Source organism: Stenotrophomonas sp. PS02297 (assembly GCF_029959705.1).
Classification (GTDB): Bacteria; Pseudomonadota; Gammaproteobacteria; order Xanthomonadales; family Xanthomonadaceae; genus Stenotrophomonas; species Stenotrophomonas nitritireducens.
In genome coordinates, this window is sequence record NZ_JASCOS010000050.1 from 1 (window position 1) to 24,507 (window position 24,507).

Consider the following 24,507-nt stretch of genomic DNA (forward strand, 5'->3'; position numbering starts at 1 on the left):
GGGGCGCGCGCGGGGCCGCCGAAGCGGCCGCGCGGCGCGCTCAGCGCCGGCGCGCGGGGCGTTGGGGGGCGTCGGCCGCGGTTGCCGCACCGGTGCGACGCCGGCGCGGCGCCTGCAGCCTGGCCACCGGGGCGCTGCTGAGCATCCGTTCCAGCAGCTCGGTCATCAGCGTGTTCAACTGCGCCCGCGACCAGTCGCCGTCGGCCCGGTACCAGCGCGGCACCCAGCTCAGCGCGCCGAGCAGGGCCAGTACCGCCAGCTTCGGATCGCACGGCACGATGCTGCCGTCCTTGATGCCTTCGCCGACGATGTCACGCAGTGCGTGCTCGAAGCGCTGGCGCTCGGCTTTCACCGCCTGGAAATCGTCGGGCGACAGCGAGCCTTCCTCCAGCACGGTGATGGCCACGCTGTGCTCGCCGATGAAGTACTCCAGCAGGTCGGAAAGCGCTACCCGCAGTTTCTGGCGGCCATCGCCGCCATCGCGGCGCGCGCGCTCCAGATTGGCGAAGGCCACTTCCATCGCCTGGTCGAAACAGGCCTTGAGCATGGCCTGCTTGTTGGGGAAGTAGTAATAGAGCGCCGGCTTGGTGACCTCGAGCCGCTGGGCGATGTCGTCCATCGAGGTGCCGTGGTAGCCATGCTTGTTGAACGAGGCCGAGGCCTCGCGCAGCACGGCGTTGCGCTTGGCGTCGCGCAACTGCTCACGGCTGGGGACGCTGCGTTTCCAATCCGCCAAGGAACCTGCTCCTCACTTGCCCTTCGGGATGCCGGGGCCGAACACCAGTTCGGTGCCGTCCTCCAGTTTCAGCTTCGCGGCCTGGCCGGCGTTGAGTTCCAGCACGTAGCGCGCCGGCCTGAAGCTGGGGTAGGGCGGGCAGGCGTCGCCGGCCGAGCAGGGCGGCACGTCGCGCTGCTGGCTGACCAGCCGGCGGCCGTCGTCGAAATAGAGGATGTCCAGCGGGATGCGGGTGTTCTTCATCCAGTACGCCTGCGGTTCCTGGCGGTCGTGGATGAACAGCATGCCGCGGTCGCCGTCCATGCGGTCGCGGAACATCAGCCCGCGCGCGCGGCTGGCGTCGTCCTGGGCCAGTTCCACCTGGTAGCGCGTGCCGCCCAGTTCCACCCAGCTCCCGCCGGCGCTGGCGCAGCCGCCGGACAGCGGCAACAGGAACAGGCAGAGGGCGAGGCGCGGCAGGGACATGGCGGAATCCACGAGCGGAAGGGCGTTGCGCACCTTTACGGATGCGTGGCGTGGCGTCAAGCGCCGCTGCCGCGGGGTTGCGGCGCGCCTGGCGCGGTGGCGAAGGCGTCGAGCAGCGCGGAAAACAGGGTGTGCACTTCGTCGTGCAGCCACGCCCGCGTGAGCGCGGAAGGCTGCACGAACAGCTGGCAGGACAGCGCCAGCGCCACGGCATCCAGGCCGAGCGGATCGTCGTGGTTGCGGCCGAGCTGGAAGAAGCGGTCGTACAGATCGAAGCGGCTTTCCAGCAGATGGCCGTGCCAGGTGTCCAGTGCGCGGTCGATATCCAGGCCGCTGGCCTGCTGCGGCGGCGTCCAGCCGGGCGGCAGGCAGAGCGGTGGCGTCGGGGCCGGCGTCGCCCCTGAATGCGCATAGGCGCGGCAGGCCAGCCAGAAGCGGAACAGGCACAGCTCGGCGATTGCTTCCGACGGCGTGGGGTGCAGGTGCAGCACGCCGGCGTAGCGGCTGCGGTAGTCCACCTCCATGTAGCCGCGGACGAACTGCTCCGGTGCCATGCCGGTGGCGGGGGTGTTTTCCATGGTGCTTCTCCTTGGCGGGGCGGGCGCCTGCAAGGCACCGCGCGTGGGTCCATGCGCCAATGAAAGCAATTAGTTCATTCAAATGAAAGCGAATGGTGATCCCGCCGCGGGCGTGGTCCGTAACGTTGCCGGCCATGAGCGACGAACGCTTCGAATTCTCCCGACGCTTGCAGCAGGCGATGAGCGCGGCCGGTTACGAACCGCGCCCGGCGATCCTCTTCCGCCTGTTCAATGCGCGCTACACGGGACGTTCGGTGAGTTTCCAGAGCGCATCGCGCTGGCTGGGTGGCCGCTCGCTTCCCGAGCAGGACAAGCTGCAGGTGTTGGCCGAGCTGTTCGGCGTCGCGCCGCAGGCCCTGCGTTTCGGCGACGCGCCGCGGGTGGCCGAGACGCACGGCGAATGGAATGCGCTGGGCGCGCACGAGCGCTCCGTGATCAACAGCTTCCTGGCCCTGCCGGTGCGGCAGCGCGAACTGGTCGGCGAACTGGTCAAGGCGCTGGCGCAGACGGAGCGGAAGTCCGCGCGCTGACGGCGCCGCCGCGGCCGCCCGCGGTGTCGATGCATGCGGTTGGACACATCCGCCGGTTCCGTACGTCAGGGAAGCATTCCCTTCCGGAGATGTGCGCATGCCTCTTTCCCGTTTCCCGGCTCCTGTCCTGGCGTCGTTCCTGCTGCTGCTCGCGGGCAACGCGCGGGCGGAAGCGGATTGCCCGCCACTGCCCGGGCTGGACCGCTGCGCGGCCGGCGCGCATGGCTGGGTCTATGGCCGCGATGCCGACCAGGTGCGGATGCTGGCTGGCGACCTCGCCGCCAGCGCCGCGGCCTTCGAACATCACTTCGCCCGGCCGCCGCTGCGGCTGGCGGTGCTGCTGGACGCGCCCGATGGCATCGGCGCCGATGACCGCGCGCGGCTGCTCGCCGCCGGTGCCGTGCAGGTGATCGACTGGCCCGGCATGCAGGCCTTCCAGGCCGCGCGCCAGTCGGCGGTGGCGGCCGACGACCCGGGCAGCCGCCTGCTCGCCGCCAACCCGGCCATCGGCCAGGCGATCTGGCGCAACCTGACCCGGCACGAGCTGGGGCATGTGGTCTTCAACCTGGCCTACTGGCCGGACCTGGGCAGGACGTCCGGACATGGCCATGCGCGCAGCCCCGACTGGCTCAACGAGGCGGCGGCGATGACCCTGGAAGCGGACGAACTGGTCGCCCAGCGCAGGCGGATGCTGCGCGGCCTGCGGGCCGATCCGGCGCATCCGCTGCCCGACTTGGCCGTTTTCCTGGCCATGGCCAACCCGGCCCGTCCCGACGGACAGGCCGCACCGGCCACCAAGGGCGTCAGCCTGGTCTATCGCAGCCCGGCCGAGGCCGGCGACCCGGCGACCGGGGCGCGCTACTACGCCCAGGTGCAGGGCTGGGCCGACTTCCTGGACCAGGCCACGGCCGCTGTGCGACCGGGCGTGCTGGGCAGCATCAGCGAGCGCATTGCCGCCGGCGGCCGTTTCGACGACTGGCTGGCCGACACCGGCCCGTCCTTCGGCCTGCCGGACACCCTGCCGGCACTGGAGCAGCAGTGGCGTGCCTGGCTGGACGCCACCGCCGGTTGACGCGCCGCGGCAACCGCCGTCGCGTGTGCGGGCTTACAGCACCTGCGGCGGTTCGCCGCCGACGATGACCACGTCGGCCGGGCGCCGCGCGAACAGGCCGACGGTGACCACGCCCGGGATCTGGTTGAGCTGCTGTTCCAGCTTCACCGGGTCGGTGATGGACAGGTTGTGCACGTCCAGGATCAGGTTGCCGTTGTCGGTGACCACGCCGTCGCGCCACACCGGCTGGCCGCCGGTCAGCGCCAGGATCTCGCGCGCCACCAGGCTGCGCGCCATCGGGATCACTTCCACCGGCAGCGGGAATTTGCCCAGCACCTTGACCTGCTTGCTCGGGTCGACGATGCAGACGAACTGCTTGCTGGCCTCGGCGATGATCTTCTCGCGGGTCAGCGCGGCGCCGCCGCCCTTGATCAGGTTCCTGTTGCCGTCGCACTCATCAGCGCCATCCACGTACAGCGACAGGCCGCCGGTGTGGTTCAGGTCCAGCACCTCGATGCCGTGGCCCTTGAGCAGGGCGGTGCTCTGCTCGGAACTGGAGACCGCGCCTTCGATCTGGTCCTTGATGCGGGCCAGCGCCTCGATGAAGTAGGCGACGGTGGAGCCGGTGCCGACCCCGACGATCATTCCCTTCTGGACGTATTCGATGGCTTTTTCGGCGGCCAGGCGCTTGGCTTCGGACATGGTGGGCTCGGTGGAGTTGGAGGAATGCGTTTGTCTGCAGGAGCTCGGCCGCGAACGGGCTTTACCGGGAACGCGCCCTTCGCGGCTGATGGCCCGAGGCCACCCGGAGCTGCTCCTGCGGGAGGTTCGGGATCAGGCCGGCTTCTTCTTTTCCAGCGCCAGCAGCAGCTTCCACTGCGCGGCCGTGACCGGGAACACCGACAGGCGGTTGCCCTTGGCGGTGAGCGGGAAACCCTCGCCCAGTTCGTCGGTGTGCCGCTTGATCTCGTCCAGCGCGATCACGTGCGCCAGCTTGCGCTCGAAGGCCACGTCCACCAGGTACCAGCGCGGCTGTTCGCGGCTGGCCTTGGGATCGTGGTAATCGGACGTCGGGTCGAACTGGGTGTCGTCCGGGTAGGCCGCGCTGGCCACCGTGGCGGTGCCGACGATGCCCGGCACCTTGGTGTTGGAGTGGTAGAACAGGATGCCGTCGCCGACCTTCATGCCGTCGCGCATGAAATTGCGCGCCTGGTAGTTGCGCACGCCGTTCCACGGCTCGGTGCCCACGCGCTGCAGGTCGTCGATGGAAAAGGCGTCCGGTTCGGACTTCATCAGCCAGTAGCGCTTGCGGGCGGTCATGCGTGCGACGGTTCCGGGTAGAGAGTGGCGTGCTCGGTGCAGATGGCATCCACCGCCACATCCCAGTCCTCGACCGGCAGCGCCGGCAACTGCTGGGCGGCGAAGCCGGCGCCGACCAGCCACGGCGGCGCGCTCTGCCGCTGGCGGAAAGCGAAGCTGCGATCATACCAGCCGCCCCCCATGCCCAGCCGCCGGCCCTGCGGGTCGAAGCCGACCAGCGGCGCGACCACCAGCGCCATGTCCTGCGCGTGCAGCGTGCGTTCCGGATCGATGTCCGGCTCGGGGATGCCGTAGCGGTTGGCGCGCAGCGGCTGCCCCGGGCGCCACGGCGCGAAACGCAGCAGCTTGCCTTGCAGCACCGGCAGGCAATAGGTCTGGCGGGCGGGCAACTGCATCTGCCAGCGGTGCAGGGCGATCTCGCCGTCCATCGCCCAGTAGCCGGCCACCGGGCCGGCCACGTCGGCGAAGGGCAGGGCGAGCAGCCGTGCGGCCAGCGCCTCGGCGGCGGCGATGCGCTCGGCCGCCGGGATGTCGCGGCGGCGCTGGCGCAGTTGTCGGCGGAGGTCCTGGCGGTCGTCGGCAGTCATCGGCGGCGTTGGAGCGGAACCTGTCGGGATTATCGGCCGGCGTGCCGGCCGGCGCATGGACCTGACAAAGAAGAACGGCGCCTTGCGGCGCCGTTCCGGAATAATTGCATTCTCCGCCATGACGATGCGTGCGAAACGACCTTGAACCCGGGGTTCAAGTGGGAACGCTGGGGAATCTTCGGGCTTCCCGCTGCAAGGCGGACCTGCACACCTGACTCCGTCGCGCCCCCGTGGTCGTCATTAAGGGACAAGGCGAATGTTTGCACACGCCGTCGTTCACGGCAGAGAACGCGACGCCAGTATAGCCGTGTTGCACGCGCATGGCAGCCCACGGATGCAGCGAAGACGGAACCGTCCGTCGGATGAATGCGACGCCGTCAGCGCCCGTCGTCGATCGCGTTGTCCAGGCGGCGGTTGAGATCGTTCATCGCGCTCTGGAAACGCCGCTGCTGCTGCGCCAGTTCATCGCGCATCAGGTGCAGTTCGTGGGCCAGGTTGAGCGCGGCCAATACCGCCACCCGGTCCACCGCGGCCATGCGGTTGTTGCCGCGGATCTCGCGCATGCGCGCGTCGAGCATGCGCGCGGCGGCGGTGAGGCTGTCGCGCTCGGCCGGCTCCACGCCGACGGTGTATTCGCGGTCCAGGATGCGGACGCTGACCGGCTCGTTCTGGCTCACGTGTGCTGCTCCAGCGACTTGAGGCGGGTGATCATCGCTTCCACCCGCGAGCGCGCCTGTTCGTTCTTGGCCAGCAGCTGCGCGCGTTCGGCGACCAGCTGCTCCTGCTGCTGGCGCAGGCTGCGGTTCTCGTCGGCCAGGCGCTGGTTGCGCTCGAACAGCAGTTCGAGGCGCGCGGCCAGGGCCTGCAACTGGGTGGCGGGGTCGAAGGAATCCATGCCCGGCACGATAGGCATGCGCGTCGGGGGTGGTCAAGATGGCGCGCACGGCGCCGTTGCTACACTGTGCAGCCGTTGCCGCGCCGCGCGGCATCGGCCTTTTCCGCTTCCACAGACCTGTGTGACATGACCGATCTTCCCGCCGTCAACGACATCCTCCAGGCCAGCCAGTCGCTGGACCTTGGCGCCACCCCGGCCGAACTCCACGGTGGCCTGTGCGGCTGGCTCGCCGCCGGCGGCGCCGATCTGCCGGCCTGGCCGGCCAGGGTGCTGGCCGACGACAACCTGCCCACGCCCGAACCGGGCAGCGCGCTCGACCGCCTGCGCGAAGCGGTGGTGGCGCAGCTGGAAGACCGCGATTTCGCCTTCGAGCTGGTGCTGGCCGCGCCGGCGGCGCCGTTGCAGGAACGTACCGACGCGCTGTTCGACTGGTGCCGCGCGTTCCTCGGCGGCTTCGGCCTGGCCGCGGGCAAGCGCCCGGCGCTGAGCGAGGAGGGCGAGGAAGCCCTGCAGGACCTGGCGCGGCTGGCGCAGGCCTCCAGTGACGAGTTCGACAGCGCCGACGAGGACGAGGACGCGCTGGCCGAGATCGAGGAATTCGTGCGCGTGGCGGTGCTGCTGCTGCACGGCGACTGCGTGATGGGCGCGCGCCACCGCCAGCGCCTGAACTGAGCCGGCCATGCACACGCTGACCGGCATCGCGCCCGCCGAGTACGCGCATCGCCGCCGCCAGCTGATGGAGGCGGCCGGCGACGACGCCATCCTGGTGCTGCCAGCCGCGCCCGAGCGCGTGCGCAGCAACGACACGCACTACCCGTACCGGCAGGATTCGGACTTCTGGTACCTGTGCGGTTTCCCCGAGCCGGAAGCGGTGCTGGTGCTGATCCCCGGCCGCCGCCATGGCGAGACGATCCTGTTCTGCCGCGAGCGGGACGCCGAACGCGAAGCCTGGGATGGCCCGCGCGAAGGCCAGGAAGGCGCGGTGGCGCGCTACGGCATGGACGACGCCTATCCGATCGAGGACCTGGACGACATCCTGCCGGGCCTGCTGGAAGGGCGTTCGCGGGTCTATTACCACTTCGGCCGCGACGCCGATTTCGACCTCAAGCTGATCGGCTGGGTGAACCGGGTGCGCTCGCAGGTGCGCCACGGCGCGCAGCCGCCGCACGAGTTCCTGGAGCTGGGCCACCTGCTGCACGAGCAGCGCCTGTTCAAGTCGCCGGCCGAGATCGCGCTGATGCAGCAGGCCGCCGACATCAGCGTGCGCGCGCACCGCGCGGCGATGCGTGCCGCGCGCGCGGGCATCGGCGAATACGAACTGCAGGCCGAACTGGAACGCGAGTTCCGCCGCCACGACGCCGTGCCGGCCTACAACAGCATCGTCGGCGCCGGCGCCAATGCCTGCGTGCTGCATTACCGCGCCAACAGCGGCGGCAGCCGCGACGGCGACCTGGTGCTGATCGATGCCGGCGCCGAATACCGCGGCTACGCCAGCGACATCACCCGCACCTTCCCGGTCAACGGCCGCTTCAGCGCCGAGCAGCGCGCCCTGCACGAGCTGGTGCTGGCCGCGCAGGCGGCGGCGCTGGAGCAGGCGCAGCCGGGCATCGCCTATGAGGAGGGCCACCTGGCCGCGGTCGAAGTGTTGACCGAAGGCCTGCTGCGGCTGGGGCTGCTGCAGGGCGACCTGGAAGAGAACCTCATCGAAGGCCATTACAAGCGCTTCTACCGGCACAAGACCGGGCACTGGCTCGGGTTGGACGTGCACGACGTGGGCGACTACAGGCTCGCCGGCGAATCGCGGCTGCTGGAGGCGGGCATGGTGTTCACCATCGAACCGGGGCTGTACGTGTCGCCGGACGACGGCAGCGTGGAAGCGCGCTGGCGCGGCATCGGCATCCGCATCGAGGACGACGTGCTGATCACCGGCGACGGCCACCTTGTGCTGACCGGCGAGCTGGAACGCAGCGCCGACGAGATCGAGGCGTTCATGGCGCGCGCGCAGCCGTAGCGACGTCCGCAGCAGCGGCTTCAGCCGCAACCAGGGTTTCCCGTCAACGCCCCGTTCGCGACTGAAACGCGCTCCTGCAGAAGCATCTGCGCGGACAGAAATCACGGAGAAAGCCGATGCCAGCGACATTCCACCTGCGCCTGCTGCTCGCCGCAACGCTGGCCTTCGCTTCGCACGCCGTGGCGGCACCTCCCCCTGCCGATGTGCTCGACCTGCACGGTACGCCCGCCAACGCCGAGGACCGCAGCTTCAACATCTTCTTCGACGCCGGCGCCTGGCATGGCTACAGCCTGCCGGCCGCGGCCGATGCCGGCAGCGGCTTCAGCGGGCCGTTCGTGCACAGCCTCGGCGCCGGCCGCTGGGTCGGCAAGCGGATGGCGAACGTGACGCTGAAGGATGCCGCCAGCGGCACGCCGGTCGCGCTGCGCGAGGTCGCCAGTCACGCATGGCCGGGTTATCTGGAACGGCGCTTCGAGGGCGATGGGGTGCGCCTGCGGCAGGTGCTGTACTTCGCCGATGCGCGGCGTGCGCTGGTGCGCATCGAGTTGGATGCGACCACCGCACGCACGCTGGACATCGCGGTGGAGGCCGAGCCGATGCTGGCGCCCGGCGATGCCCTCACGCTGCGGGATGATGCGCTGGTGCAGACCTTCGCCGGCAGCGACGAAGCGCTGCTGACCCGGTTGCAGATGGACGCGGGCCGGATGCCGCCGCAGCAGGACCGGCAGGGCCATCGCTTCGCCTCGGCGGCGCCATTACGGCTGCAGCCGGGACAGCCGTTGACGCTGGTGCTGGAGCAGTACCTGTCGCCGGAGACCGGCACCGCCGTGCCGCCCGTCGCCGACGAACCGGCGCGGTGGCGGGACAGCCGCGCGCGCTGGGGCGGCTACCTGCGCGCGGTCGCGTCCAGCCACGTCGAAGGCGTGCCCGACGAAGTCGCGCGGCATGTCGCGGTGAAGGCGGTGCAGACCCTGATCGGCAACTGGCGCTCCGCGCGTGGCGCTCTGCATCACGACGGTGTCATCCCGTCGTATTCGGCCGACTACTTCAACGGTTTCTGGGCCTGGGATTCGTGGAAGCACGCCGCCGCGCTGGCGTGGTTCGCGCCGGAGCTGGCGCGCGACCAGATGCGCGCGATGTTCGACTACCAGGCCGCCAACGGCATGGTCGCCGACAGCGTCTACCTGGACGCGAAGGAGAACAACTGGCGCAACACCAAGCCGCCGCTCGCGGCCTGGGCGACGCGGGAGATCCACCGCGCCACCGGGGACGCGGCCTTCGTCGCCGAGATGTACGACCGGCTGGTGCGCTACCACCGCTGGTGGTTCGCCGAGCGCGACCACGACCGCAACGGGCTGGCCGAGTTCGGCGCCACCGACGGCACCCGCATCGCCGCGGCCTGGGAAAGCGGCATGGACAACGCGGTGCGCTTCGACGACGCGAAGATGCTGGCCAATGGCGAGGGGGCCTGGTCGCTGGACCAGGAATCGGTGGACCTCAATGCCTACCTCTATCGCGAAAAGCTCGACCTGGCCGGACTGGCCGAGGTGCTCGGCAAACGCGATGAAGCCGCTGCGTGGCGGCATGACGCCGGGGCGATGAAGCAGCGCATCGGCACGTGCTTCTTCGATGCCGACGCCGGCTGGTTCTTCGATGCGCGCCTGGGCACGGGCGAGCGCATCGGCGTGTTCGGATCCGAAGGCTGGACGCCGCTGTGGGCCGGTCTGGCCAGCCCGGTGCAGGCGCGCGCGGTGATCGCGACCATGCTCGACCCGGCGCGCTTCGCCACGCCGATGCCGCTGCCGACGCTGGCGGCCGACGATCCGCGCTTCTCGCCGATCAAAGGCTATTGGCGCGGGCCGCTGTGGCTGGACCAGGCGCGCTTCGGTGTGGAGGCACTGCGCCGTTACGGCCAAGCGGGCGAGGCCGATGCGCTGAGCGCGCGCCTGCTGCTGGCCGCCGATGGCCTGGCCGCACAGGCGCCGATGTACGAGAACTACGACCCGACTACCGGCAAGGGCTACCAGGCGCGCAACTTCAGCTGGTCGGCGGCCAGCTACCTGTGGCTGCTGGGCATCGGCCGCGAATGAGGCGACGCCTGCAGGAGCGCACGGATGCGCGCTCCTGCAGGGCATGCGGGGCGAGCCCCGCATCTACACACCCCGTAGGTACCGGGCTTGCCCGGTACGGGCTTCACCGGGAAAGCATGCGGGGCAAGCCCCGCATCCATGAACGATGGGCTCAGGCCGCGAACACCGGGCGGGTGAGGTTGTCGGCCTCGCCGTCGGTGCACAGCACTTCGTCCTCGATGCGGATGCCGCCGTAGGGGCGGAAGAAATCCACGCGGTCCCAGTCCACGCTGGCGGCGTTGCCGGCCTGCTTCACCTCGTCCAGCAGCATGTCGATGAAGTACACGCCCGGTTCGATGGTGACCACCATGCCCGGTTCCAGCACGCGGGTCATGCGCAGGTAGGGATGGCCGGCCGGGCGCTCGATGCGGCCGCCGCGGTCGCTGGCGGCGAAGCCGGCCACGTCGTGCACCTGCGCGCCGATCAGGTGGCCGATGCCGTGCGGGAAGAACGCCGCGCTGACGCCGCTGGCCAGCGCCGCCTCCGGCGACACGGTGATGACGCCGAAATCCTTGAGGATGCCCATCAGCGCCAGGTGCGCATCGACGTGCAGCTGCTTGTAGTCGAAGCCGCCACGCACCGCCGCGCACATTTTCCGCTGTGCGGCGTCCACCGCGTCGATCAGCGCCTGGAACTCGTCATGGCCGGCGGCGGCGTAGGTGCGGGTGATGTCGCTGGCATAGCCATGCGCGGAGGCGCCGGCGTCGATCAGGAAGCTGCGCGCGGGCTGCGGCGCGGTATGGCCGAGGTCGGTGTAGTGCAGCACCGCCGCGTGCTCGTCGAGGGCGATGATGTTGCCGTAGGGCAGTTCGTTGGCGTCCTGGCCCACGGCGCTGCAATAGGCCATGTGGATGCCGAATTCGCTGGCGCCGGCACGGAACGCGGCCTCGGCGGCGCGGTGGCCGCGGACCGCGTGCACCTGCGCCTGGCGCATCAGCGCGATCTCGTAGGGCGTCTTGAACGCGCGCTGGTATTCCAGGTAATCGATGACCGGCTGCGGGTTGTTGGGCACGAAGCTGCCCAGCGCGCTCTGCGGCTCGCCGAGGATCGCGCAGCGCGCCGGGTCCTTCGGCAGCAGGGCCAGGGCTTCTTCCGGCGTGCGGATGACGTGGATGTCGAAATGCTCTACCCACCAGCCGCTGGGCGCGGCCGGCACCGCGTGCCAGTAGTCGTGCGGCTGGTGGTAGACCAGCTGCGGGCGGCGGCCGGGCGTGTACACCAGCCAGCTGTCCGGCAGGCGGGTCAGCGGCAGCCAGGTCTTGAATTGCGGGTTGACCGCGTACGGGTAGTCGCGGTCGTCGAACAGCTGGTAATGCAGGCGGCCGCTGGGCACGACCAGGTGATCGAAGCCGCCGCGGGCCAGGGCTTCGTCGGCGCGGCGGGCGAGCACGCCCAGATGGTCGTAATACAGGGCGCCGGGGTCGGGCAGGTTCATGGTGGGGCTCGCGGCAAGGCTGGAATCGAACCACGATTCTGCCGTAATCGGCCCCGGGCCGCTGTGCCGGTTCCGTCGTTCAGGAGGCCGGAAGATTGGATTCGATCCACTGCCGCAGGCGTTCGCGGTGGGTCTTTTCCAGGGTCAGGAAGCGGAAGCCGGCCCAGAAGTGGCCCGGCGCCTGCGCCGCCTCGCGCCACAGCAGGTGCACGCCGACGTCGACCGACTGCTCGCCGCCGCGGCCATCGGGGACCGGGAAGCGCAGCTGGTAGAGCGCGTCCTCGTTGAGCGGTTCGGAGGCGATCAGCAGCATGCCGGTTTCGGACACGTTGCCGAGCCGCCCGATCACGCCGGCGGTCATCGTGTCGGTGACCGGCACCAGGGCCGGCACCTGCAGGCGCGGGGCGCGCCGGGTTTCGGGGATCATGTGGACTCCGGAGCGGTGTGGCCGCCGGCGAGCGAGCGCAGGGCGCGGACGGTGGCCTGCCAGGCGCGGTCGATCAGGCGGCCGCGGTCCTCGGTGACGATGCGCAGCTGGTCGCGCGCCATCAGCCGCGCCAGCGCGTCGAGCGAATGCTCGGCCATCTTCTGCCCGCGCTGGTTCACGAACAGCGCGTTGTCGGTGACCAGGCTGTACCAGGACAGGCGCAGGCGGCGGGTGTCGCCCTGCTGGTTGGTGGTGAATTCGAACCAGGTGCCGAACGGCAGCGTGCGCAGCTGGCGGTAATAGCCTTCCTCGGCCGGGGTGCGCTCGGAAGGCGGCGGCGCCTGCGGGTCCGCTCCGTCCTTGCCGTCGCCACCGCCGAGCCGGGCGCGGGCCTTGAGCCGGGCGGCCAGTTCGGTGCGCGAGGTGATCTCGTCCTCGCCGCCGGGCGTGGACAGGCGCCGGGCGATCGCGCCGGCCTCGTCCTCGTGGTAGCCGACCTGCAGCAGTGATTCCTCGATCTGGCCGCCCAGCGCCGGATCGGCCGCGCCTTCGGCGCTGGCGGTGATCTCGCCGATGCGGCGGGTGGCTTCCTGGCGCTGGCGCCATTCCTCCGAGTCCTCGCCCTGGCGCAGCAGGGTCAGGGTCAGTACGTCGCTCCAGGCTTCGTGCAGAAGGGTCTGCACGAACCTGGGCGGCGTCGCCGCGCTGCACAGCTGGCCGATGGTGCGGCCAGCCAGCTGCTTGGCCGCCTCCAGCCGCTCCTTGCCGCGCGCGGCCTCGATCTGCCGGCGCTCGGTGACCTCGGCCTTGCGCACCGCCGCCTGCAGGTGCGACTGCACCTGGCGGTTGGCGGCGGCGAACACGGATTCGTCGCCCTGGTATTCGGCGACCACGCGGTCCACCGCTTCACCTAGCTTCTGCAGCAGCACCGGGTCGCCATCGTCCTCGCCCAGCCATACCGCGCCGGATTCGGCCACGGTGTTGAGCAGTTCGCGCGCCGGGTGCTGGTCGCGGATGAAGAACGCCTCGTCGCCGACGGCGGCGCGCGCCAGCGGCACCTGCAGGCGGTTGAGCAGGTCGCTGGCCGGGCCGTCGGCGCGCACTTCGCGCTGGATCTGGCCGTAGAGCATGCCCAGCAGGTCCAGGGTGTTGCTGTCGCGGGGCGAGAGCGTGGCGCTTTGGCCATGCTCGGCGCGCACCTGCGACAGCAGCGCCTTCTGGATGTCGCCGAAGCTGCGCCGCGTGCCCTGCGCCGCGCCCTGCGGCTGCAGGCGCGCGAGCACGTCCATCACCGCTTCGCTGGGAACGGCGCGTGCCGGCACCGCCGGTGCGGCGGCCTGCAGCGTCGCCGCCATGCTGGCCAGGTCGGCCACCGGGGCGGACGGAGCGCCTGCAGCGCCTGGCGCGGCGGCGGTGGCGCCAGCAGGGCGCTGCTGGCCTGCCAGGGCGGCCAGGGCGGCGAGCATGTCGGCGGGCGGAACCGCGCCGCCAGCGCCATTGCCGGCACCGGACTGCAGCTGCTGCGCCAGCAACTGGCGCGCGGTATCGAGCAGTTCGTGCAGCGAGGCCATGCCGGCCGGGGTCGGGGCGGGGGCCGTGCCCGGTCCCGTCGATGCGGGCGCTGGCGCCGCGGGCGTGGGCATTGCGCCCATCGCGGCGTCCGCCCACGACGCCGCCGGCGCCTGTCCCTGCCAATGGGTGAGCGGCCGCGGCGCGGCTGCGGCCTGGCCCTCGCGCGTGGCGCCCGCGGCGGGTGCGCCGACGGTGCGGCGCTGGCCCGCGGGGCGCGGCAGATAGGGGATGTAGACCAGCCCGGGCAATACGCCTTCGCGGGCCAGCAGGATGTTCAGGCGGTCCAGCAGTTCGACGTGCCGTTCCAGTGCCTGCCGTTCGAACACGTGGTAGAGCTGCTGCTGCGCTTCCAGGTTCAGGCCCAGCCGCTCGCCGCAGGCACGCAGTATCCGGCACAGCGCGTGCGGGCCCACCGGCAGCCGCTCGGCGTCGAATGCCGGCTGCGCGCAGAGCACGCCGAAGCGCTGCCCGAGCAGCTGCAGGTGCGACTGCGCGCGGTAGCTTTCGCGCCGCGCCATTTCGTGCAGGACGATGTCGCGGTCGATGTCGGTGTCGTTGACCAGGGTCATCGCCGGTATCGCCGGCGCCGGCGTGGCGCCGGGCGTGGACGGTTCGCGCAGCCGCGCCAGGTCGTCGGCCAGCGCGTCCAGGAACCAGCCGGGGAATTCGGCGGCATGCACGCCCAGCTGGCGGATCTGCGCGTAGACGTCGGCCTGGGCCTGGCTGTTGCGCGCCTTCTCGGCGAGGCCGAACAGTTCGCGTTCCAGCTGCACCATGGTCAGCTGCAGCGGCGAGGCCAGCACCTGCGCGGCGATGCCGTGGACGGCTTCGAGCAGATGGCGCACGCGTTCGGGGACCTGCGCGCCGGCGAGCCGGGCGAGCGCCTGGCTGGAGGAGCTTGCTGTAATGCCTGACATCCGATGTGCTTTCCACGCCCCCTGGTGGGCGATTTCTATCATTTCGCCGGTGGCGCCGCCACTTGCGGGGCGGCGACGGGCCCTGTTCAGGGCAGGAACAGTTCGATCACGTCGTTGGTGAAGCGCCGCCCCAGCTCGGTGGGAACGATGCGCTCGCCGTCGTGCAGCAGCCAGCCGCGCTCCACCGCGGTGGCCAGCGCCGGCCGCAGCACGCCGCGGTCCAGGCCGGTACGCGATTCGAAGTCGCGCAGCCCGAAACCCTCGTGCAGGCGCAGCAGGTTGAGCATGTATTCGAACGGCAGGCGCGCGGCGTCGATCACGTCGTCGCCGCCGATCGCCGCGGGCGTGCCGGCCGTATCCATGAACGTCTGCGGGTGCTTGTGCTTCCAGCGGCGCAGCACATGCCGCTCGGCGCCGGAACTGATCTTGCCGTGCGCGCCGGCGCCGATGCCCAGGTAGTCGCCGAAGCGCCAGTAGTTCAGGTTGTGCGCGCACTGCCAGCCGTCGCGCGCATAGGCGCTGACTTCGTACTGGCCGTAGCCGCGCTCGGCGAGCAGGGCCTGGCAATGCTCCTGGATGTCCCAGGCGCTGTCTTCGTCGGGGATGCCCTGCGGTGGCTTGGCGAAGAACACCGTGTTCGGTTCCAGCGTCAGCTGGTAGTGCGAGATATGCGTGGGGTCCAGCGCAAACGCGCGCTCCAGGTCGTGCTCGGCCTGGGCCAGGGTCTGCTGCGGCAGCGCATACATCAGGTCGATGTTGAAGTTGCTGTAACCGGCATCCTGGGCCAGCTTGACCGCGCGTTCGGCCTCGTTGCTGTCGTGGATGCGGCCCAGGCGCTGCAGCGCTTCGTCGTTGAAGGTCTGGATGCCGAAGCTGATGCGGTTGACCCCGGCCGCGCGGTAGCGGTCGAAGCGGCCGTGCTCGGCGGTGCCGGGGTTGGTCTCCAGCGTCACTTCCAGGTTCGGGGCGAAGCGCAGGCGCGCGCTGGCCTGCTGCAGGAAGCGGTCGATCGCCTCGGGCGGGAACAGGCTGGGGGTGCCGCCGCCGAAGAACACGCTGTTGACCACCCGGCCCCAGACCAGCGGCAGGTCCTGGTCCAGATCGCGGATCAGTGCGTCGATATAGGCATCGAACGGCAGCGCGCCCTTGCCGGCGTGCGAGTTGAAATCGCAGTACGGGCATTTGCGCACGCACCAGGGCAGGTGCACGTACAGCGACAGCGGTGGTGGGACCAGCTGCACCGCGGCGGGCGCGTCGCAGCCGCAGGCGTCGTCATGCACGTGGGAATGCGCACTCATCGTCGCGGCTCAGTGCGCCAGCTGGCGGGAAAGCTGCTGCAGCAGCAGGCGCAGCGCCGTGGCGCGATGGCTGCGGGCGTTCTTCTGCTCAGGCAGCATTTCCGCGGCGGTCAGGCCCAGTTCTTCATCCAGGAACACCGGGTTGTAGCCGAAGCCGTTGCTGCCACGCAGTTCGTCGATGATGCGGCCTTCCCAGCTGCCTTCGCAGATCAGCGGCTGCGGGTCGTTGGCATGGCGCAGCAGCACGATCACCGCGTAGAAGCGCGCGCTGCGGCGCTCGGGCGGTACATCGCGTAGTGCGGCGAGCAGCTTGGCGTTGTTGGCGGCATCGTCGGTGGGGCTGCCGGCGTAGCGCGCGCTGTACAGGCCGGGCGCGCCATCGAGCGCATCGACGATCAGCCCGGAGTCGTCGGCAAGCGCCGGCAGGCCGGTGACCGTGCAGGCATGGCGGGCCTTGATCAGCGCGTTCTCGACGAAGGTCAGGCCGGTTTCGGGCACGTCGTCCACGCCCAGTTCGCGCTGCGGCACGATCTGCAGCGGCAGGTCGGCCAGCATCGCCTGCAGTTCCTTCAGCTTGCCGGCGTTACCGCTGGCCAGGACCAGTTTCATTGCTTGGGCTCCAGCAGGTCCCAGGTGTTGCCGTACAGGTCGCGGAACACCGCGACCGTGGCATAGGGTTCTTCGCGCGGCTGTTCCAGGAACTGGACGCCGGCGGCCAGCATGGCCGCGTGATCGCGGTGGAAGTCGTCGGTGTCGAGGAAGAAGCCGACCCGGCCGCCGGTCTGGTTGCCGATGCGGCCGCGCTGTTCCTCGTCGCTGGCGCGGGCCAGCAGCAGGGCGGCGGCGCTGCCGTCGGCCGGCCCGACCACCACCCAGCGCTTGTGGCCCTGGTCGATGTCCTGCAGCAGCTGGAAACCGAGCTTGCCGGTGTACCAGGCGATGGCTTCGTCGTAGTCGGCCACCACCAGCGTGACCAGGGCGATGCGCCGGTTCATGCCTGGGCCAGGGCTGCCTGCTGCGCGGCGAACAGTTCGCCGATGCCCTTCTCGGCCAGCGCCAGCAGCGCGTCCAGTTCGTCGCGGCGGAAGGCATGGCCCTCGGCGGTGCCCTGCAGTTCGATGAAGCCGCCGCCGTCGTTCATGACGACGTTCATGTCGGTGTCGCAGTCGCTGTCCTCGGCGTAGTCCAGGTCCAGCACCGGCACGCCCTTGTAGACGCCGACCGACACCGCCGCGACCGCGCCGAACACGGGATTGCGCTTGATCTCGCCGCGCTTGAGCAGGCTGTTCACCGCGTCCACCAGCGCCACGTAGGCGCCGGTGATGGCCGCGGTGCGGGTGCCGCCGTCGGCCTGCAGTACGTCGCAGTCCAGGGTGATGGTGCGTTCGCCCAGCGCGTTGCGGTCGATGCAGGCGCGCAGCGTGCGGCCGATCAGGCGCTGGATCTCCAGCGTGCGTCCGCCCTGCTTGCCGCGCGCGGCCTCGCGGTCGGAACGGGTGTGGGTGGAGCGCGGCAGCATGCCGTACTCGGCGGTCACCCAGCCTTCGCCCTTGCCGCGCAGGAACGCCGGCACGCGGTTCTCGACGCTGGCGGTGCACAGCACGCGGGTATGGCCGAAGCTCACCAGCACCGAGCCTTCGGCATGGCGGGTGAAGCCGCGTTCGAGGGTGACGGTGCGCAGCTGGTCGGCCTGGCGGCCGCTGGGACGGGAAAAGGTCATGGGAAGTCCGGGTGGCGATGGAGCGTCGTGGGGGTGTCCGGGCGGCCTGCGGGCCGGCATCCGGAGGCGCCTAGGGTACCATTCGCCCTTTGCAACGCACCGGAAATCCACATGATCCGAAGCATGACCGCCTATGCCGGCGGCGAACGCGTCACGCGCTGGGGCACCCTCGGCTGCGAGCTGCGCTCGGTCAACCACCGTTTCCTCGAAGTGGGGGTGCGGCTGCCGGAAGAACTGCGCGCGCTGGAGCCGCAACTGCGCGAGCGCGTGGCCGCGCGCATCAGCCGCGGCAAGGTGGATCTGGTCATGCGCCTGCGCGCGCCCGAGGCGGCGCCCACGCTGTCGGTGGACGAGGCACTGGTCGAGCAGCTGGGCGAGGTGGCGCAGCGCCTGCACGGGCATTTCCTGAACATGCGCGTCAGCTTCACCGAGCTGCTGGCCTATCCGGGCGTGCTGCGCGGCGAAGCGGTCGATGCCGCGGCGCTGCACGCCGAGGCGCTGGCGCTGCTGGACGAGGCCATCGACGGCTTCGTGGCCGCGCGCGAGCGCGAGGGCGCCAAGCTGACTGCCGCGATCAGCGAGCGGGTGGATGCGATCGAACGCATCGCCGGCGAGGTGCGCGAATTGATTCCCGCCATCCGCGAGGGCCAGCGCGCCAAGCTGGCCGCGCGCCTGGCCGACCTGCCGCACCCGGTCGATCCGGGCCGCGCCGAGCAGGAGCTGGTGCTGTGGCTGCAGAAGCTCGACGTGGATGAGGAGCTGGACCGCCTGGGCAGCCACATCGGCGAGATCCGCCGCGTGCTGCGCCAGCGCGAGCCGGTCGGCCGCCGCCTGGATTTCCTGCTGCAGGAGTTCAACCGCGAGGCCAATACGCTGGGCTCCAAGTCGGTGGACAGCCGCACCTCCAATGCCGCGGTCGAACTGAAGGTGCTGATCGACCAGATCCGCGAGCAGGTGCAGAACCTGGAGTAGGAACTGGGCGTGCGCAGGGGCCATGCCGGGCATGGCCTTCCTGCACGCAGGGGCGTGTGCTCGGTACGTTGGCGCCCTGCCCGCAAACCCCCGGTCCGGCAGGTGGCGGATGTGGGGGTGGAAAGGCTGCAATGCTGGACGGGAGCGCCATCGGGCTTCGGCGGCGAAGCGGGCATGGGGTGGATCTGTTTTTCGTCGACCGGAAACCGGACTTAGAGGCCGCGCAGGCGCCCGGGTCCGGGCTTTCCGCCGCGCGGTCGCACCGGCGGGCCGGGGTGCTCGCGGCCGAGGCCGGGAAATCCGGGCCATCTGCGCGGGGCGGAGCAGGGCATCCCCGAGGACCGCCTGATCCGGCGAGGCGCGACTCTTCACCGGGGCAACCGCGGCGCGGAAGCTGCCTGGGAGAACCCGAAAGCCACTGGCCGAACAAGCCCCGACCCAGAGGGGGCGTGCAGTGCCCGCAACGGGAGTTTCCAGGACGGCATGGTCGCCAGGTAGGCTCTTCCCGGACTGATGTTTCGATCCCAGGGGTGATGTACATGCAGGAGATGGCCGCCATGCCGACTTCCCGGCGCAGGTTCCTCGCCATGGCCTCGGCCAGTGCGTCGCTCGCGCTGCTGCCGGCACCGGCGCTGCAGGCGGCCCCGCCGGTGCGCGATGACCGGCCATGGATTCCGTCCGACGCCTTCCTGGCCGGACTGCCGGAATGGATGCGCGCCTTCGGCGTGCCCGGCGTCGCCATCGCGGTGGTGGAGCGGGGCGAACTGGCCTGGCATCGCGGGTTCGGCGTGGCCGACGTGGAAAGCGGCGCGGCGGTGGACGCGGACAGCGTGTTCGAGTGCGCGTCGCTGAGCAAGCCGGTGTTCGCCTACCTGGTCCTGCAGCTGGTCGATGCCGGCGTGCTGCAGCTCGACCGCGCCCTGGTGGACTACCACCGCCCTGACTTCCTGGCCGGCGACGACCCCCGGCTGGAGCGGATCAGCGTGCGCGACGTCCTGCGCCACGGCAGTGGGCTGCCGGACTGGCGCGCGCATCCCGAGCGCGATCCGCTGCGCACGATCGCCGAGCCGGGGCAGCGGGTGAACTACTCGGGCGAAGCCTTCTTCTGGCTGCAGCGGGTAGTGGAGACCGTCACCGGCCAGAGCCTGGATCAATTGGCGCAGCGGCGCCTGTTCGAACCGGCCGGCATGCGTGGCAGTACCTACACCTGGAACGCGCATGCCGCGCGCCATTCGGTGACCGGCGTGCCCGCGCCCGGCGCGCAGCCGGTGGTGCAGACCTTCCGCGCGCAATGGCCGCTGCTGCAGCCCTTGGCCGAGGCGCAGGGCAAGCCGCTGTCTGCCTGGACCTGGGACGACGCGGTGCGCGCACTGCCGCTGGCCCAGGCCGCGGCGCCGGAAGGCATGTTCGTGTGGCCGGGGGATCTGCTCGCCAATGCCGCCGCCAGCCTGCGCGGGCCGGTGCAGGACTATGCGCGCTTCATCGCCCACGTCATGCGGCGCGAGACTCGGCAGGAGTGGGAGATCGCCGAAGCCACCCGGCAGGCGATGCTGGCGCCGCAGCTGGCGGTGCGGCCGGGCTGGCTGGACAAGGGCCTGGGCTGGAACCTGGAACGCGTGGATGCGGATGCGCGCTGGTTCTTCCACGGCGGCTCCAACGCCGGCCGCTACAAGACCTTCGCGGTGGGCGATCCGCAGCGCCGCCGCGGGCTGGTGGTGATGACCAGCGGCGGTGGCGGCACCGGCGTCTACCAGCGCATCGTGCGCGCGGCGACCGGGCGCGACATGCTGGCCTTCGACCTCTGATCCGGCGCCGGCGGCCCCGGCCCCGTGCGCGGCGGGAATCGGCGGCACTCCCGGCCCCGGCATTTGCAGCGGCGGCCCGGGCTGGTTATCGTGCGCCGCCCGAACCATCGACCGGAGATCCGCGCGATGCGTGGCACCCTCTATATCGTCGCGGCACCCTCCGGCGCCGGCAAAAGCAGCATCGTCAACGCCACCCTGGCGCGCGATGCGCAGATCGCGCTGTCCATTTCCTTCACCTCGCGGGCGATGCGCCCGGGCGAGGAGAACGGCCGGCACTACCACTTCGTCAGCGCCGCCGAGTTCGAGCGGATGATCGCCGCGGGCGATTTTTTCGAGCACGCCAGCGTGCACGGCGACTGGAAGGGCACCGCGCGGCAGTCGGTGGAGCCGCAGCTGGCCGCCGGCAAGGACGTGCTGCTGGAGATCGACTGGCAGGGCGCGCGCCAGGTGCGCGAGAAGGTGCCGGACGCGGTCAGCGTGTTCATTCTGCCGCCCTCCAAGCAGGCGCTGGACGACCGCATGCGCAAGCGCGGCCAGGACAGCGAAGCGGTGATGGCGCAGCGGCTGGCTGCCGCGCGCGAGGAGATGCTGCATTACGACGAATTCGACTACGTCATCGTCAACGAGGTGTTCGACACCGCGGTCGACGAGATGTGCGCCATCTTCACCGCCAGCCGCCTGCGGCGGGCACAGCAGCAGGTCCGTCACGACGGCCTGATCCGTTCGCTGCTGGACTGAGGCGGCGCTGCGCCGGGATGGGCGGGACAGGGCGATGCCGGCCGGATGGCCGGTCCCGCGGGCTTTCCGGAACGGCAACTGATTGATTCCAAAGGGCTGGCCTGGGGCGCGATTTGATTTTCCCGGGTGCCGGCCTGTACAATCCACGCCCTTTCCCTCATCCGATCGAGCGGCCGCTGCTGGTCGCCGGGAGCTCGCATGGCCCGCATTACCGTAGAAGATTGCCTGGAAGTCGTTAACAACCGTTTCGAGCTGGTCATGATGGCGTCCAAGCGCGCCCGCCAGTTGGCCAACGGCGTGCAGGCGACCCTCGACAACAGCGAGACCGAGGACAAGCCGACCGTGCTGGCGCTGCGCGAGATCGCCGCCCGCAAGATCGACAACGCGCTGATCGAGGAAGTCGAGAAGGCCGAGCGCGAGCGCGCCGAGCGCGAAGCGCTGGAATGGGCGGCCGCCGAAGTCGTCGCCGACGAGGACATGTCCAAGAACGACGACTGATCGCCCGCCGATCATCGTTGTGCACCGACAGCCCGCCGCGTGCGGGCTGTCTGCTTTCCGGGCATCCGCCACCCTGGAAACCCGTCCCCCGGATGCGTCTGGAGGAAAGCCCCCTGAGTCAGGAGGCGCCGCGAAGCGGCGGGGCGTGGGTGAGCGGAAGACGGGGCTCTCGGTTTGCAGTGCAAACCGCGGGGCGACAGCGCGGGAGCGGTGTCGCGTCTCCGGCGTTGCCGTGTTGTTGCCGCTGGCATATCTTCCAAGCATGAACCCAGGCCCCTCTGCCCAGGTCGCTGCGTCCGCGGGTGGCGCGGTGCCGGACTACGTACTCCAACTCGAACGCGCAGCCAGCTACCTGCCCGCCGAGCAGCTGCCGATGCTGCGCCGCGCCTGGGAAGTGGGCGCGGCCGCGCACGCAGGCCAGACCCGCAAGTCCGGCGAACCCTACATCACCCATCCGGTCGCCGTGGCCGGCATCCTGGCCGAGCTGGGCCTGGATGTGGAAGCGCTGGTCGCGGCGATCCTGCACGACACCATCGAGGACACGCCGCTCACCCACGATGAACTGGCCGGACAGTTCGGGCAGACCGTGGCCGAGCTGGTCGAGGGCGTCACCAAGCTGGACAAGCTGCGCTTCCGCGACCGCCAGGAAGCGGCGGCGGAAAGCTTCCGCAAGATGCTGCTGGCGATGTCGCGCGACCTGCGCGTGATCATGATCAAACTGGCCGACCGGCTGCACAACATGCGCACGCTCGGCGCGCAGAGCGCCGAAGCACGGCGCCGCATCGCGATGGAGACGCTGGACATCTATGCGCCCATCGCCCAGCGCCTGGGCATGAGCCTGATCAAGTCCGAGCTGCAGAACCTGGGCTTCAAGGCGCTGTACCCGTGGCGCCACGCAATCCTGGAAAAGCACATCCGCAGCCAGCCGGTGGTACGCCGCGAGGCGATGGCGCAGGTGGAGGTGCAGTTGTCGCAGCGGCTGGCGCGCGAGGGCCTGGAGCACCGCCTGATCAGCCGCATCAAGACCCCCTGGAGCATCTACACCAAGATGCACGAGGAGAACAAAACCTTCGACCAGGTGATGGACGTGTTCGGCTTCCGCCTGGTGATGCGTTCGGTGCCCAGCTGCTACCACGCGCTGGGCGCGGTGCATGCGGCGTTCAAGCCGCTGGACGGGCGCTTCCGCGATTTCATCGCCATTCCCAAGGCCAACGGCTACCAGTCGCTGCACACGGTGCTGTTCGGGCCCTACGGTTCGCCGATCGAGGTGCAGATCCGCACCGAGGAAATGGACCTGATCGCCGAACGCGGCGTGGCCGCGCACTGGACCTACAAGTTCGGCGGCGATACGCCCAACAGCGCGCAGAGCCGCGCCCACGCGTGGATCGTCGAGCTGATCGATTCGCAGCGCTCGGCCGGTTCCTCGCTGGAATTCCTCGACAACGTCAAGGTCGACCTGTTCCCGGACGAGGTCTACCTGTTCACGCCCAAGGGCAAGATCCTCGCCCTGCCGCGCAACTCCACGGCGCTGGATTTCGCCTATGCGGTGCACACCGACGTCGGCAACCGCGCGGTGGCCTCGCGCGTGGACAAGAAGCTGGTGCCATTGCGCACCCGGCTGGTCAGCGGGCAGACGGTGGAAGTGATCACCGCGCGCTCGGCTACGCCCAAGCCGCAGTGGCTGGAATTCGTGGTCAGCTCCAAGGCGCGCACCGCCATCCGCCACCAGCTCAAGCAGCTCGAGCACGAGGACGCGGTGCAGCTGGGCCACCGCATGCTCGACCGCGCGCTGGAGGCGATGGACAGCTCGATCGAACGCCTGCCCAAGGGCCGGCTGGACGCCTTCCTCGCCGAGCACCGCTACCCGCGCCTGGAGGCCTTCCTGGCCGATGTCGCGCTCGGCAACTGGATGCCGACCCAGGCCGCGCAGGCGCTGATGGCGCACGGCGAGCCGCGCGCCGGCGGCACCACGCAGCGCGCGCAGGAGAAGATCCTGATCAACGGCAGCGAGCGCGGCGTGGTCAGTTTCGCCGGCTGCTGCCAGCCGATCCCGGGCGACGAGATCATGGGCTACCACACCGCCGGCAAGGGCATCGTGGTGCACCGCATGGACTGCCCGAACCTGGCCGAGCTGCGCAAGTCGCCCGAGCGCTGGGTGCCGATCGGCTGGGACAGCAGCGTGGTCGGCGACTACGACACCGCGCTGGTGGTGGAAGTGGAGAACGGCACCGGCGTGCTGGCACAGCTGGCCGCGGCCATCGCCCAGAGCCAGTCCAACATCGAGCGCGTGGATTACCTGGACCGCGATTTCAACGCGGCGGTGCTGTGCTTCAACATCCAGGTGCGCGACCGCAACCACCTGGCCGAAGTGATGCGGCGGCTGCGCCGCCTGAGCGTGGTGCAGGCGGTACGCCGCCAATGAGCGCGGCCAACGGGTAGGGCGGGGCAACGCCCCGCCGTGGCCTCTACGGGGAAGCCCCGCCGGGCGCTGCCCCGCGCAACGGAACCCGCACCGCCTTGTAGAGCGGGGCAATGCCCCGCTGGAGCATTACCGGCCAAGCCCCGCGGGGCGTTGCCCGGCGCCACAGATGGAGGGCGGGGCAACGCCCCGCTGGGCTTTGCCGGCGACCCATATCAAATGCAGCCGCTCCCCAGGATTGCCGCGTGGGCCGCGGGTTCTCCACAAGCGATGTGCAACGCCATGCCGACAACCTGTGGATAACCGTCCGTGCGCATTGCGGGGCGGGCATCCGCGAGAGGTGGTGAAGAATTGTCCAGTGTCGCGCTGCCGGGGCATTGCCCCGCCCCCCACGGGAGCCGATG

Annotated in this window: 25 protein-coding genes and 1 other RNA gene; 10 read left to right on the forward strand and 16 right to left on the reverse strand. The window is 70.4% G+C overall.

Annotated elements, in window-relative coordinates:
* Nucleotides 1-40 precede the first annotated feature (40 nt).
* Genes QMX80_RS10960 through QMX80_RS10970 form a run of 3 tightly spaced genes read right to left on the reverse strand, consistent with a single transcriptional unit; the run spans nucleotide 41 to nucleotide 1,779 of the window.
* Nucleotides 41-736, reverse strand: a complete 696-nt coding sequence (locus tag QMX80_RS10960) for a TetR/AcrR family transcriptional regulator (protein WP_273082420.1) — start codon at nucleotides 734-736, stop codon at nucleotides 41-43.
* 12 nt (nucleotides 737-748) lie between these two features.
* Nucleotides 749-1,201 carry a DUF192 domain-containing protein gene (locus tag QMX80_RS10965; RefSeq protein WP_055771938.1) on the reverse strand — a complete coding sequence of 151 codons (453 nt, stop codon included), beginning with the start codon at nucleotides 1,199-1,201 and terminating at the stop codon, nucleotides 749-751.
* Nucleotides 1,202-1,257: 56 nt separating this feature from the next.
* Nucleotides 1,258-1,779, reverse strand: a complete 522-nt coding sequence (locus QMX80_RS10970; protein ID WP_282277062.1) for a hypothetical protein — start codon at nucleotides 1,777-1,779, stop codon at nucleotides 1,258-1,260.
* A 134-nt stretch (nucleotides 1,780-1,913) separates the two neighbouring features.
* Here QMX80_RS10970 and QMX80_RS10975 point away from each other — a divergent pair, with 134 nt between their 5' ends.
* Entirely contained in the window at nucleotides 1,914-2,309 is a 396-nt protein-coding gene (locus QMX80_RS10975; RefSeq protein WP_055771688.1) for a hypothetical protein, read from the forward strand.
* 97 nt (nucleotides 2,310-2,406) lie between these two features.
* Nucleotides 2,407-3,381 carry a hypothetical protein gene (locus QMX80_RS10980; RefSeq protein WP_282277066.1) on the forward strand — a complete coding sequence of 325 codons (975 nt, stop codon included), beginning with the start codon at nucleotides 2,407-2,409 and terminating at the stop codon, nucleotides 3,379-3,381.
* A gap of 33 nt (nucleotides 3,382-3,414) precedes the next feature.
* On the opposite strand, the gene rpiA is transcribed toward QMX80_RS10980, so the two are convergent.
* The 6 genes from rpiA to QMX80_RS11010 all read right to left on the reverse strand — a co-directional run bounded on the left by rpiA (nucleotide 3,415) and on the right by QMX80_RS11010 (nucleotide 6,162).
* Nucleotides 3,415-4,062 carry a ribose-5-phosphate isomerase RpiA gene (rpiA, locus tag QMX80_RS10985; protein ID WP_273082429.1) on the reverse strand — a complete coding sequence of 216 codons (648 nt, stop codon included), beginning with the start codon at nucleotides 4,060-4,062 and terminating at the stop codon, nucleotides 3,415-3,417.
* 132 nt (nucleotides 4,063-4,194) lie between these two features.
* Nucleotides 4,195-4,680: an EVE domain-containing protein gene (locus QMX80_RS10990; protein WP_055771679.1), complete on the reverse strand. Its 486-nt coding sequence runs from the start codon at nucleotides 4,678-4,680 to the stop codon at nucleotides 4,195-4,197.
* The gene (locus QMX80_RS10995; RefSeq protein ID WP_282277069.1) at nucleotides 4,677-5,267 is read right to left on the reverse strand and encodes a 5-formyltetrahydrofolate cyclo-ligase; all 591 of its coding nucleotides are present in this window, start codon (nucleotides 5,265-5,267) and stop codon (nucleotides 4,677-4,679) included. The genes QMX80_RS10990 and QMX80_RS10995 overlap by 4 nt, the downstream gene beginning before the upstream one ends.
* Before the next feature lie 106 nt (nucleotides 5,268-5,373).
* Nucleotides 5,374-5,558, reverse strand: a non-coding RNA gene (ssrS, locus tag QMX80_RS11000) — 6S RNA.
* 86 nt (nucleotides 5,559-5,644) lie between these two features.
* Nucleotides 5,645-5,944 (reverse strand): cell division protein ZapA, encoded by a 300-nt coding sequence (locus tag QMX80_RS11005; RefSeq protein ID WP_282277071.1) that lies wholly within the window; start codon nucleotides 5,942-5,944, stop codon nucleotides 5,645-5,647.
* The gene (locus QMX80_RS11010) at nucleotides 5,941-6,162 is read right to left on the reverse strand and encodes a TIGR02449 family protein (protein WP_055771670.1); all 222 of its coding nucleotides are present in this window, start codon (nucleotides 6,160-6,162) and stop codon (nucleotides 5,941-5,943) included. Before QMX80_RS11010 ends, QMX80_RS11005 begins: the two co-directional genes overlap by 4 nt.
* Nucleotides 6,163-6,288: 126 nt before the next feature.
* On the opposite strand from QMX80_RS11010, the gene QMX80_RS11015 reads away from it, so the two are divergent.
* The 3 genes from QMX80_RS11015 to QMX80_RS11025 all read left to right on the forward strand — a co-directional run bounded on the left by QMX80_RS11015 (nucleotide 6,289) and on the right by QMX80_RS11025 (nucleotide 10,263).
* Complete coding sequence (locus QMX80_RS11015; RefSeq protein ID WP_055771667.1) at nucleotides 6,289-6,834, forward strand: YecA family protein; 546 nt, start codon at nucleotides 6,289-6,291, stop codon at nucleotides 6,832-6,834.
* Nucleotides 6,835-6,841: 7 nt separating this feature from the next.
* On the forward strand, nucleotides 6,842-8,173 hold the full coding sequence (locus QMX80_RS11020; RefSeq protein WP_282277075.1) for an aminopeptidase P N-terminal domain-containing protein: 1,332 nt from the start codon (nucleotides 6,842-6,844) through the stop codon (nucleotides 8,171-8,173).
* A gap of 116 nt (nucleotides 8,174-8,289) precedes the next feature.
* Nucleotides 8,290-10,263, forward strand: a complete 1,974-nt coding sequence (locus QMX80_RS11025; RefSeq protein ID WP_282277078.1) for a trehalase family glycosidase — start codon at nucleotides 8,290-8,292, stop codon at nucleotides 10,261-10,263.
* A 151-nt stretch (nucleotides 10,264-10,414) separates the two neighbouring features.
* On the opposite strand, the gene pepQ is transcribed toward QMX80_RS11025, so the two are convergent.
* From pepQ to rph, 7 genes are all read right to left on the reverse strand, one after another.
* Nucleotides 10,415-11,737: a Xaa-Pro dipeptidase gene (pepQ, locus tag QMX80_RS11030; protein ID WP_282277079.1), complete on the reverse strand. Its 1,323-nt coding sequence runs from the start codon at nucleotides 11,735-11,737 to the stop codon at nucleotides 10,415-10,417.
* Nucleotides 11,738-11,816: 79 nt separating this feature from the next.
* Complete coding sequence (locus tag QMX80_RS11035; RefSeq protein WP_282277081.1) at nucleotides 11,817-12,164, reverse strand: PilZ domain-containing protein; 348 nt, start codon at nucleotides 12,162-12,164, stop codon at nucleotides 11,817-11,819.
* The gene (locus tag QMX80_RS11040; protein ID WP_282277082.1) at nucleotides 12,161-14,653 is read right to left on the reverse strand and encodes a DUF1631 domain-containing protein; all 2,493 of its coding nucleotides are present in this window, start codon (nucleotides 14,651-14,653) and stop codon (nucleotides 12,161-12,163) included. Before QMX80_RS11040 ends, QMX80_RS11035 begins: the two co-directional genes overlap by 4 nt.
* A gap of 86 nt (nucleotides 14,654-14,739) precedes the next feature.
* Entirely contained in the window at nucleotides 14,740-15,951 is a 1,212-nt protein-coding gene (gene hemW, locus QMX80_RS11045) for a radical SAM family heme chaperone HemW (RefSeq protein WP_282277084.1), read from the reverse strand.
* A 9-nt stretch (nucleotides 15,952-15,960) separates the two neighbouring features.
* Entirely contained in the window at nucleotides 15,961-16,560 is a 600-nt protein-coding gene (gene rdgB / locus QMX80_RS11050) for an RdgB/HAM1 family non-canonical purine NTP pyrophosphatase (RefSeq protein WP_282277086.1), read from the reverse strand.
* Nucleotides 16,557-16,946, reverse strand: coding sequence for a VOC family protein (locus QMX80_RS11055; protein WP_055771643.1), 390 nt, complete (start codon nucleotides 16,944-16,946; stop codon nucleotides 16,557-16,559). Before QMX80_RS11055 ends, rdgB begins: the two co-directional genes overlap by 4 nt.
* Complete coding sequence (gene rph / locus QMX80_RS11060; RefSeq protein ID WP_057505118.1) at nucleotides 16,943-17,671, reverse strand: ribonuclease PH; 729 nt, start codon at nucleotides 17,669-17,671, stop codon at nucleotides 16,943-16,945. The genes QMX80_RS11055 and rph overlap by 4 nt, the downstream gene beginning before the upstream one ends.
* Nucleotides 17,672-17,782: 111 nt before the next feature.
* Here rph and QMX80_RS11065 point away from each other — a divergent pair, with 111 nt between their 5' ends.
* The 5 genes from QMX80_RS11065 (at nucleotide 17,783) to QMX80_RS11085 (ending at nucleotide 24,106) form a co-directional block, all read left to right on the forward strand.
* Entirely contained in the window at nucleotides 17,783-18,643 is an 861-nt protein-coding gene (locus QMX80_RS11065) for a YicC/YloC family endoribonuclease (protein WP_055771637.1), read from the forward strand.
* 557 nt (nucleotides 18,644-19,200) lie between these two features.
* The gene (locus QMX80_RS11070) at nucleotides 19,201-20,448 is read left to right on the forward strand and encodes a serine hydrolase domain-containing protein (protein WP_282277087.1); all 1,248 of its coding nucleotides are present in this window, start codon (nucleotides 19,201-19,203) and stop codon (nucleotides 20,446-20,448) included.
* 126 nt (nucleotides 20,449-20,574) lie between these two features.
* On the forward strand, nucleotides 20,575-21,186 hold the full coding sequence (gene gmk, locus QMX80_RS11075; protein ID WP_273082454.1) for a guanylate kinase: 612 nt from the start codon (nucleotides 20,575-20,577) through the stop codon (nucleotides 21,184-21,186).
* A gap of 198 nt (nucleotides 21,187-21,384) precedes the next feature.
* The gene (gene rpoZ / locus QMX80_RS11080; RefSeq protein WP_054667378.1) at nucleotides 21,385-21,684 is read left to right on the forward strand and encodes a DNA-directed RNA polymerase subunit omega; all 300 of its coding nucleotides are present in this window, start codon (nucleotides 21,385-21,387) and stop codon (nucleotides 21,682-21,684) included.
* A 262-nt stretch (nucleotides 21,685-21,946) separates the two neighbouring features.
* Complete coding sequence (locus tag QMX80_RS11085) at nucleotides 21,947-24,106, forward strand: bifunctional (p)ppGpp synthetase/guanosine-3',5'-bis(diphosphate) 3'-pyrophosphohydrolase (protein ID WP_055771626.1); 2,160 nt, start codon at nucleotides 21,947-21,949, stop codon at nucleotides 24,104-24,106.
* The last annotated feature ends 401 nt before the right edge of the window (nucleotides 24,107-24,507 follow it).